This is a genomic window from Methylobacterium sp. M6A4_1b (genome assembly GCF_053345175.1).
Genome location: NZ_JBKEZQ010000060.1, coordinates 1 through 6,854 on the forward strand (window position 1 = coordinate 1; position 6,854 = coordinate 6,854).

Sequence of the window (6,854 nt, forward strand, 5' to 3'; positions counted from 1 at the left end):
GCCCCTTTTATGGATGGCCCGCCCCTCACTGGGCTTCACTGCTAGGTTTGCAGTGTGGCTCACACGAGGGATGGAGCGGACCGATGGCCATTGCGATACTCGGGATCGATCTGGGCAAGAACAGCTGCAGCCTTGTCGGGCAGGATGCGACCGGTCGGGTCGTCTTGCGACGCCGGATGCGGCGCGAGACGGTGATGACCTTTGGCGCAACGCTTCCAGCTTGCATCATCGCCATGGAGGCGTGCTGTGGCGCGCATCACATGGGCCGGGCGCTCGCCGCTCAAGGCCACACCATCCGGTTGATGTCGCCGGAATATGTGCGGCCCTACGTCAAAGCCCAGAAGAATGACGACCGCGACGCTGAGGCGATCGCAGAGGCTGCGACGCGTCCGACCATGCGGTTCGTGGCATTGAAGTCGGAGGCACAGCTCGACATGCAGACCCTGCACCGGGTGCGGGACCAACTTGTCGGCGAACGCACGGCCCTGATGAACCAGATCCGCGCCATCCTTCTGGAGCGCGGTCACATCGTCCCGCAGGGACGCGCCAAGCTCGCCGCTAGCTTAGAAAATCTGCTCGATACCGAGGCGGTCTCTGACCTCACGCCACGGATGCGCATCCTCGTGGCGGACGTCCGGGATCGCTGGCAGTCCCTCGACGGACGCATCGCAGCCCTCGACGCAGAGTTCGTCGAACAGGCTCGGACCGACGAAAGTGCGCGCCGGCTTACCACCATCCCGGGCATCGGCGCCCTCAACGCGACGGCGCTGGTCGCGGCGATCGGTGATGTGGCGACCTTCGCCCGCGGACGTGATCTGGCGGCCTGGCTCGGCCTCGTGCCGCGTCAGGTCACAACGGGCGGACGACCACGTCTCCTCGGGATCACCAAACGTGGCAGCAAGTACCTGCGCAAGATGCTGATCCAGGGCGCTCGGGCCGCGATGCCGACTTTGCGCAAGAGCGATACGCTGATCGGCCAGTGGCTACGGGGCCTGCTGGCGCGGGCACATGCTAATACCGCCGTCGTCGCGCTGGCAGCCAAGATGGCTCGGACCGTGTGGGCACTTCTGCGCCACGAACGCGTCTATGAGCCGGCAGCGTTGGCTGCCTGAACCGAGCTTGGTCGGCGAAGCCTTCGTCGGCCTTACGTTGTCTGCGAGCGGCGAGAGAAAGATGGCCTGACAGTCGATCGGTGTTCTGGAAGCCTCTGGCGTAAAATGGCGCTCGACGCCGACCCTTTTATGAGGACCAGAACGCGCGGATCTCCATCTTGGCCAATGGCGCTGCCGGAAGGCCGGATACGTTTATGCAGACTGCTCAGACCAGCGGATCATAAGCCACTTGCGGACGGGGCGGGCCATACGTTTCATGCCGGTCGAATTTCCACGCCTCGTGGCCGGACTCGCGCGGTGCTCAGCGCCGTCGCTCGTCCCGGCGCATCGGCATCGCGTCGATGGTCTCGAACAGCGCATCGGCCGGGATCGGCGCGGTCTCGGTCCGCTTGGGCTCACCGTCCTTGCCGACGAGCACCACGCGAAAGCCGTCCGCCGGAAGGCCGAGGGCGGTGCGCAGGCGGCGCGCTTCCACGCTGTCGCCGAAGGCCTCGCGGACGACGAGATCGCGCTCGGTGACCCCGGCACGGGCGTTGTCGAGTTCGGCGCGCTGGGCCGCCACCCGCGGATCGCCGGGCTCGGGGGCGGAAATCACCAACACGCGCGAGGTCCAGCGGTCGCGTGCGAGCGGGTTCTCCGCCGCCTGAGCCGCCGTGACGCCCACGAGCATCGCCACGAGCATCGCCCCGAGCATCCGCCATCCGCACGCCATCGCCGAAACTCCCGTGTGGTTCACCGTTCCGGGGCAACGCGCCGGAGCGCCACTTGTCCCCGCGCAAAACCCGGACCCGCGCAGAGCAGAATTGTCATCGGCCGCGGCCGTCCCATCTGTCGGGGGACCTCCCGACCATGCGCCTGCCCGCAGCGCGCCCCTCGCACCTCGCGAAATCCCCGGAATCCGCCATGACCCACGTGAACCGCCGCATCGTCCTCGCCGCCCGTCCGCACGGCGAGCCGAACGCCTCGCATTTCTGGCTGGAGGAGGGGCGGCTGCCGGTGGCGAAGGCGGGCGAGGTGCTGCTGGCCAACCGCTACCTCTCCCTCGACCCCTACATGCGCGGGCGCATGAGCGCGGCGAAATCCTATGCCGAGCCGGTGGCGATCGGCGACACCATGGTGGGCGCCACCGTGGCGGAGGTGATCGAGTCCCACCATCCCGACTTTCAGGCCGGCGAGACCGTGGTGGGCTTCGGCGGCTGGCAGGACTTCGCCGTCTCGGACGGACGCGGCCTGCGCCGCCTCGATCCGGAAGCGGCCCCCGTCACCACCGCCCTCGGCATCCTCGGCATGCCCGGCATGACGGCCTATACGGGTCTCCTCAACATCGGCCAGCCGAAACCCGGCGAGACCGTGGTGGTGGCCGCGGCCACCGGCCCGGTGGGCTCCCTCGTCGGTCAGATCGCCAGGCGCAAGGGGGCGAGGGCGGTGGGCATCGCGGGCGGCCCGGAGAAATGCGCCTTCCTGCGCGACACGCTCGCCTTCGACGCGGCCCTCGACCACCGCGCCGAGGATTTCCCCGACGCGCTGGCCGCCGCCTGCCCGGACGGGATCGACGTCTATTTCGAGAATGTCGGCGGCGCCGTCTTCGACGCGGTCCTGCCGCTGCTCAACAACTTCGCGCGGGTGCCGGTCTGCGGCCTCGTCTCGGGCTACAACGCCACCGAGCTGCCGCCCGGACCCGACCGGGTGCCGGTGCTGATGCGCGCGGTCCTGTCGAAGCGCCTCCATCTCCAGGGCTTCATCGTCTGGGACTTCGCCCCCCAGGAGGCCGAGTTCCTGCGCGAGGTCGGGGCGTGGCTGCGCGACGGCCTCGTGGTCCATCGCGAGGACATCGTCGACGGGCTGGAGAACGCGCCGGAGGCCTTCGCGGGCCTGCTGCAGGGCCGCAATTTCGGCAAGCTCATCGTTCGCATCCGCTGAGCGAAGGGCAGGGCGCCCCTCCCGGGGCGCCTTGCTCCCAGGTCGGAACAAAGGTAGAACGTGCAGGTCCTGCGATTCCCTGGGAGTCACGGGGACAGCCCGCCGACCGCGATTGCCGCCGGGGCCCGAGAGGCCCATGACAGGGCGGCGTCCCGGGCGTTCGGGGCCGCAGCGCGCAGTGAGATCGATCGGTAGGAGAGAGCGGCATGGCCGGCAGCGTGAACAAGGTGATCCTGGTGGGCAATCTCGGGCGCGACCCAGAGACACGACGCCTCGCCTCCGGTGATCCCGTGGTCAACCTGCGCATCGCCACATCGGAGTCCTGGAAGGACAAGATGTCGGGCGAGCGCAAGGAGAAGACCGAGTGGCACTCGGTGGTGATCTACAACGAGAACCTCGCCCGCGTGGCGGAGCAGTACCTGCGCAAGGGCTCGAAGGTCTACATCGAGGGCCAGCTCCAGACCCGCAAATGGGCGGACCAGTCCGGCGTCGAGAAGTACACCACCGAGGTGGTGCTCCAGCGCTTCCGCGGCGAGCTGACCCTGCTCGACGGCCGCAGTGGCGGCGGTGAGATGGGCACGGACGAGGAGGGCGGCGGCCAGATCAGCCGGGGCGGTGATTTCGGCGGCGGTAGTGGTGGTGGCGGCGGACGCGGCGGCGACCGCGGCGGGGATTACGGCGGTGGCCGCTCCTCCTCCGGTGGTGGCGGCGAGCGCCGGCCGGCCTCGGGCGGCGGTGGCGGTGGCGGTGGCGGTGGCGGCTCCAAGCCGAACTTCGACCTCGACGACGACATCCCGTTCTAGGGCCGGGCCGGATCCCAGCGGGCACACGGATCGAAATACCCATCGAGGTCAGGGTCGTCGCCCTGACCTTTTTTCGTGGGTCCTGGCCCGTGGTCCGAGACCGACCCCGCGGAAGTCTCCACCCCGGGGCCGTGACGCGGGATCAGGGACGCGGCCTGTCCGTCGATAGATGATTTGGGACAGTCTGCGGACCCGATGCGCGTTCGACGATGGCATTACCGCGCGACGGACAGGTCTTCGAACCCGGTTTCCACGACCCCGGTTTCCACGACCCCGGTTTCGGCCGATAGACCCTTACGCGATGCGGACCCGCCCGATCCGCAGGGCCGGATGGCAAGGACGCTCCGCCCGGGCTTACAGCGTCCAGAATCGACACGATCGCCGACGCCCCTGCGAAAGGCGCCTTCGCCCGGGGCATCGACGCCGGCAAGGGATCAAATCCCCCGCTCGTTCGTCTCCTGTAAAGGCCAAGCTCGCCGCGCCATTCCGCGCGGGGGCTGTGACCCGGCAGGCAGGGGTGTCCCGTGAGCATCGGACTGATCGCGCTTCTCGATGACATCGCGGCTCTCGCCAAAGTGGCGGCGGCTTCCCTCGACGACGTCGCGGCCCAGGCGGGCCGCGCCGGGGTGAAGGCGGCCGGCGTCGTCATCGACGATGCCGCCGTGACGCCACGCTACGTCGTGGGCTTCGCCGCCGAGCGCGAGCTTCCCATCGTCGGCCGCATCGCCATGGGATCCCTGCGCAACAAGCTGCTGTTCCTGCTGCCCGCCGCCCTGGCGCTCGGCGCCTTCGCGCCCTGGGCGATCACGCCCCTGCTAATGCTCGGCGGCGCGTATCTCAGCTACGAGGGCAGCGAGAAGGTCTACGAGGCGCTGTTCCCGCACGGGGCCCATGCCTACGAGGCCGAGCGCGACGGGGCGGCCGGCAGCGCCCAGGCCCTGGAGGACCAAAAGGTCTCCAGCGCGATCAAGACCGACTTCATCCTGTCCGCCGAGATCATGGCGATCACCCTCGCGGCCCTGCCCGAGGGCTCGATCTGGATGAAGACCGCCGTCCTCGCCGTCGTGGCGGTGGGGATCACGGTGGCGGTGTATGGCGGCGTGGCCCTGATCGTGAAGGCGGACGATGCCGGCGTCGCCATGGCGGCCAACGGGTCGCGCTCGGCCTTCGGCAGCCTCGTGCGCGGCATCGGCCGCGCGCTGGTCAAGGGCATGCCGGGCTTCCTCAAGATCCTGGCCGTCGTCGGCACCGCCGCGATGATCTGGGTCGGCGGCGGCATCCTGGTGCACGGCCTGGAGACCTACGGCCTGCCCCAGATCGGCCACGCCATCCACGCCGCGGCGGCCGGCGCGGCGAGCGTGGCCGGCCCCCTCGCCGGAACGGTGGAGTGGCTCGTGACCGCCGCCGGCTCCGGCCTCGTCGGCCTGGTGGTCGGCGCGGCGCTGATCCCGGTGACGAGCTTCGTCCTGGCACCGGCCTGGAACAGCGTGGCCCGCCTGCGGACGAAGACCGCTTGAGCCTACGCGGCGCCGCGCAGGTGGGCGAGGTGCCGGATGGCGAGTTCGTAGCCATGCGTGCCGAAGCCCGCCAGCACCGCCGTGGCGGCGAGTGACACGTAGGAATGATGCCGGAAGGCCTCGCGCCGGTGCACGTTCGAGATGTGGCACTCGATGACCGGCACCGTGCAGGCGTTCAGCGCGTCGAGGATCGCGACCGAGGTGTGGGTGTAGGCGCCGGCATTGATCACGATGCCGGCCGAGTCGACCCGGTAGGCCTGGATCCAGTCGATGAGCTGGTGCTCGGCGTTGCTCTGGTGGAAGGCGAGGGCGAGGCCGACGCTCGCCGCCAGGGTCCGGCAGCGGGCCTCCACGTCCGCGAGCGTCTCATGCCCGTAGATGTGCGGCTCGCGCTGCCCGAGCAGGTTCAGGTTCGGGCCGTTCAGGATCAGGATCGTGTCGTTCATGGCGTCCCGTCATAAGCCCGGCGCGCGGGTCCGGAAAGGGTCCGGTCGCGCCTGAGGCGCCCACGCTTGCGGTCGCCGCCATTGCCGGCCATGCCGGGCGGGGAGGGGCACCGAGAACCGCTCCCTATAGGAGGAGACCCCATGAACGCGCCCGTCGTCATCGCCGTCGCGATCACCGGCTCGGTGCCGCGCAAGTCCGACAATCCCGCGCTGCCGGTGACCGTGGCGGAGCAGATCGCCTCGACCCGGGAGGCCTATGCCGCCGGCGCCACCCTCGCCCATATCCACGTGCGCAACGACGACGAGACGCCGTCCTCGGACCCAGACCGCTTCGCCGCCGTGCAGGAGGGCCTGCGCCGGCACTGCCCGGGCCTGATCGTGCAGTTCTCGACGGGCGGGCGCGGACGCGATCCGGCGAGCCGGGGCCTGTCCCTGCAGCACCGCCCCGACATGGCCTCGCTCTCGACCGGTTCGGTCAATTTCCCGACCATCGTCTACAAGAACCACGCCACGCTGGTGTCGGATCTGGCTGGCCGGATGAAGCGCTTCGGCGTGCGTCCCGAGATCGAGATCTTCGACCTGTCCCATCTTCACGGCGCCCTGCGCCTCGTCGAAGCCGGGCTGATCGACGAGCGCCCGCACGTGCAGTTCGTGCTGGGGATCAGGAACGCGATGCCGGCGGACCCGCACCTCCTCGACCTCATGCTCGGCGAGCTGCGGCGCATCCTGCCGAAGGCGACCTGGACGGCCGCGGGAATCGGCCGACACCAGGCGGAGGTGATGGATTGGGGCCTTGCCCGCGGCGCGGATGCGGTCCGGACCGGCCTCGAGGACAACATCCGGATCACCCGCGAGCGGCTCGCCAGCGGAAACGCCGAGCTCGTCGCCCTCGCGGCCGAGAGGGTGGAGCGCCACGGTCGCAGGGTCGCGACGCCCGCGGAGGCGCGCACGATCCTGGGCCTGCCGGAGGCCTGAACGTCCAAAGCCCGCCTGGTTTTCACCGGGGCGGGCTTTGGTGTGTTTTGGTTGCGGGGACAGGATTTGAACCTGTGACCT

At 69.6% G+C, this 6,854-nt stretch carries 7 protein-coding genes; 5 read left to right on the forward strand and 2 right to left on the reverse strand.

The annotated features are described in order from the left end of the window. The first annotated feature begins 83 nt into the window (after positions 1-83). Positions 84-1,112: an IS110 family transposase gene (locus ACLBWX_RS22775; RefSeq protein ID WP_447678112.1), complete on the forward strand. Its 1,029-nt coding sequence runs from the start codon at positions 84-86 to the stop codon at positions 1,110-1,112. 301 nt (positions 1,113-1,413) lie between these two features. Here ACLBWX_RS22775 and ACLBWX_RS22780 read toward each other — a convergent pair whose 3' ends face one another. After that, the gene (locus ACLBWX_RS22780) at positions 1,414-1,824 is read right to left on the reverse strand and encodes a DUF4174 domain-containing protein (protein ID WP_447679197.1); all 411 of its coding nucleotides are present in this window, start codon (positions 1,822-1,824) and stop codon (positions 1,414-1,416) included. A 191-nt stretch (positions 1,825-2,015) separates the two neighbouring features. Between ACLBWX_RS22780 and ACLBWX_RS22785 the strand changes: the two genes are divergently transcribed. The 3 genes from ACLBWX_RS22785 (at position 2,016) to ACLBWX_RS22795 (ending at position 5,352) form a co-directional block, all read left to right on the forward strand. Continuing rightward, complete coding sequence (locus ACLBWX_RS22785) at positions 2,016-3,032, forward strand: NADP-dependent oxidoreductase (protein WP_447679202.1); 1,017 nt, start codon at positions 2,016-2,018, stop codon at positions 3,030-3,032. Positions 3,033-3,238: 206 nt separating this feature from the next. Beyond that, positions 3,239-3,835 carry a single-stranded DNA-binding protein gene (ssb, locus tag ACLBWX_RS22790; protein WP_447679198.1) on the forward strand — a complete coding sequence of 199 codons (597 nt, stop codon included), beginning with the start codon at positions 3,239-3,241 and terminating at the stop codon, positions 3,833-3,835. A 524-nt stretch (positions 3,836-4,359) separates the two neighbouring features. After that, positions 4,360-5,352, forward strand: a complete 993-nt coding sequence (locus tag ACLBWX_RS22795; protein ID WP_447679199.1) for a DUF808 domain-containing protein — start codon at positions 4,360-4,362, stop codon at positions 5,350-5,352. Positions 5,353-5,354: 2 nt separating this feature from the next. On the opposite strand, the gene aroQ is transcribed toward ACLBWX_RS22795, so the two are convergent. After that, entirely contained in the window at positions 5,355-5,798 is a 444-nt protein-coding gene (gene aroQ, locus ACLBWX_RS22800) for a type II 3-dehydroquinate dehydratase (protein ID WP_447679200.1), read from the reverse strand. A gap of 141 nt (positions 5,799-5,939) precedes the next feature. On the opposite strand from aroQ, the gene ACLBWX_RS22805 reads away from it, so the two are divergent. Then, positions 5,940-6,773: a 3-keto-5-aminohexanoate cleavage protein gene (locus tag ACLBWX_RS22805; protein ID WP_447679201.1), complete on the forward strand. Its 834-nt coding sequence runs from the start codon at positions 5,940-5,942 to the stop codon at positions 6,771-6,773. The last annotated feature ends 81 nt before the right edge of the window (positions 6,774-6,854 follow it).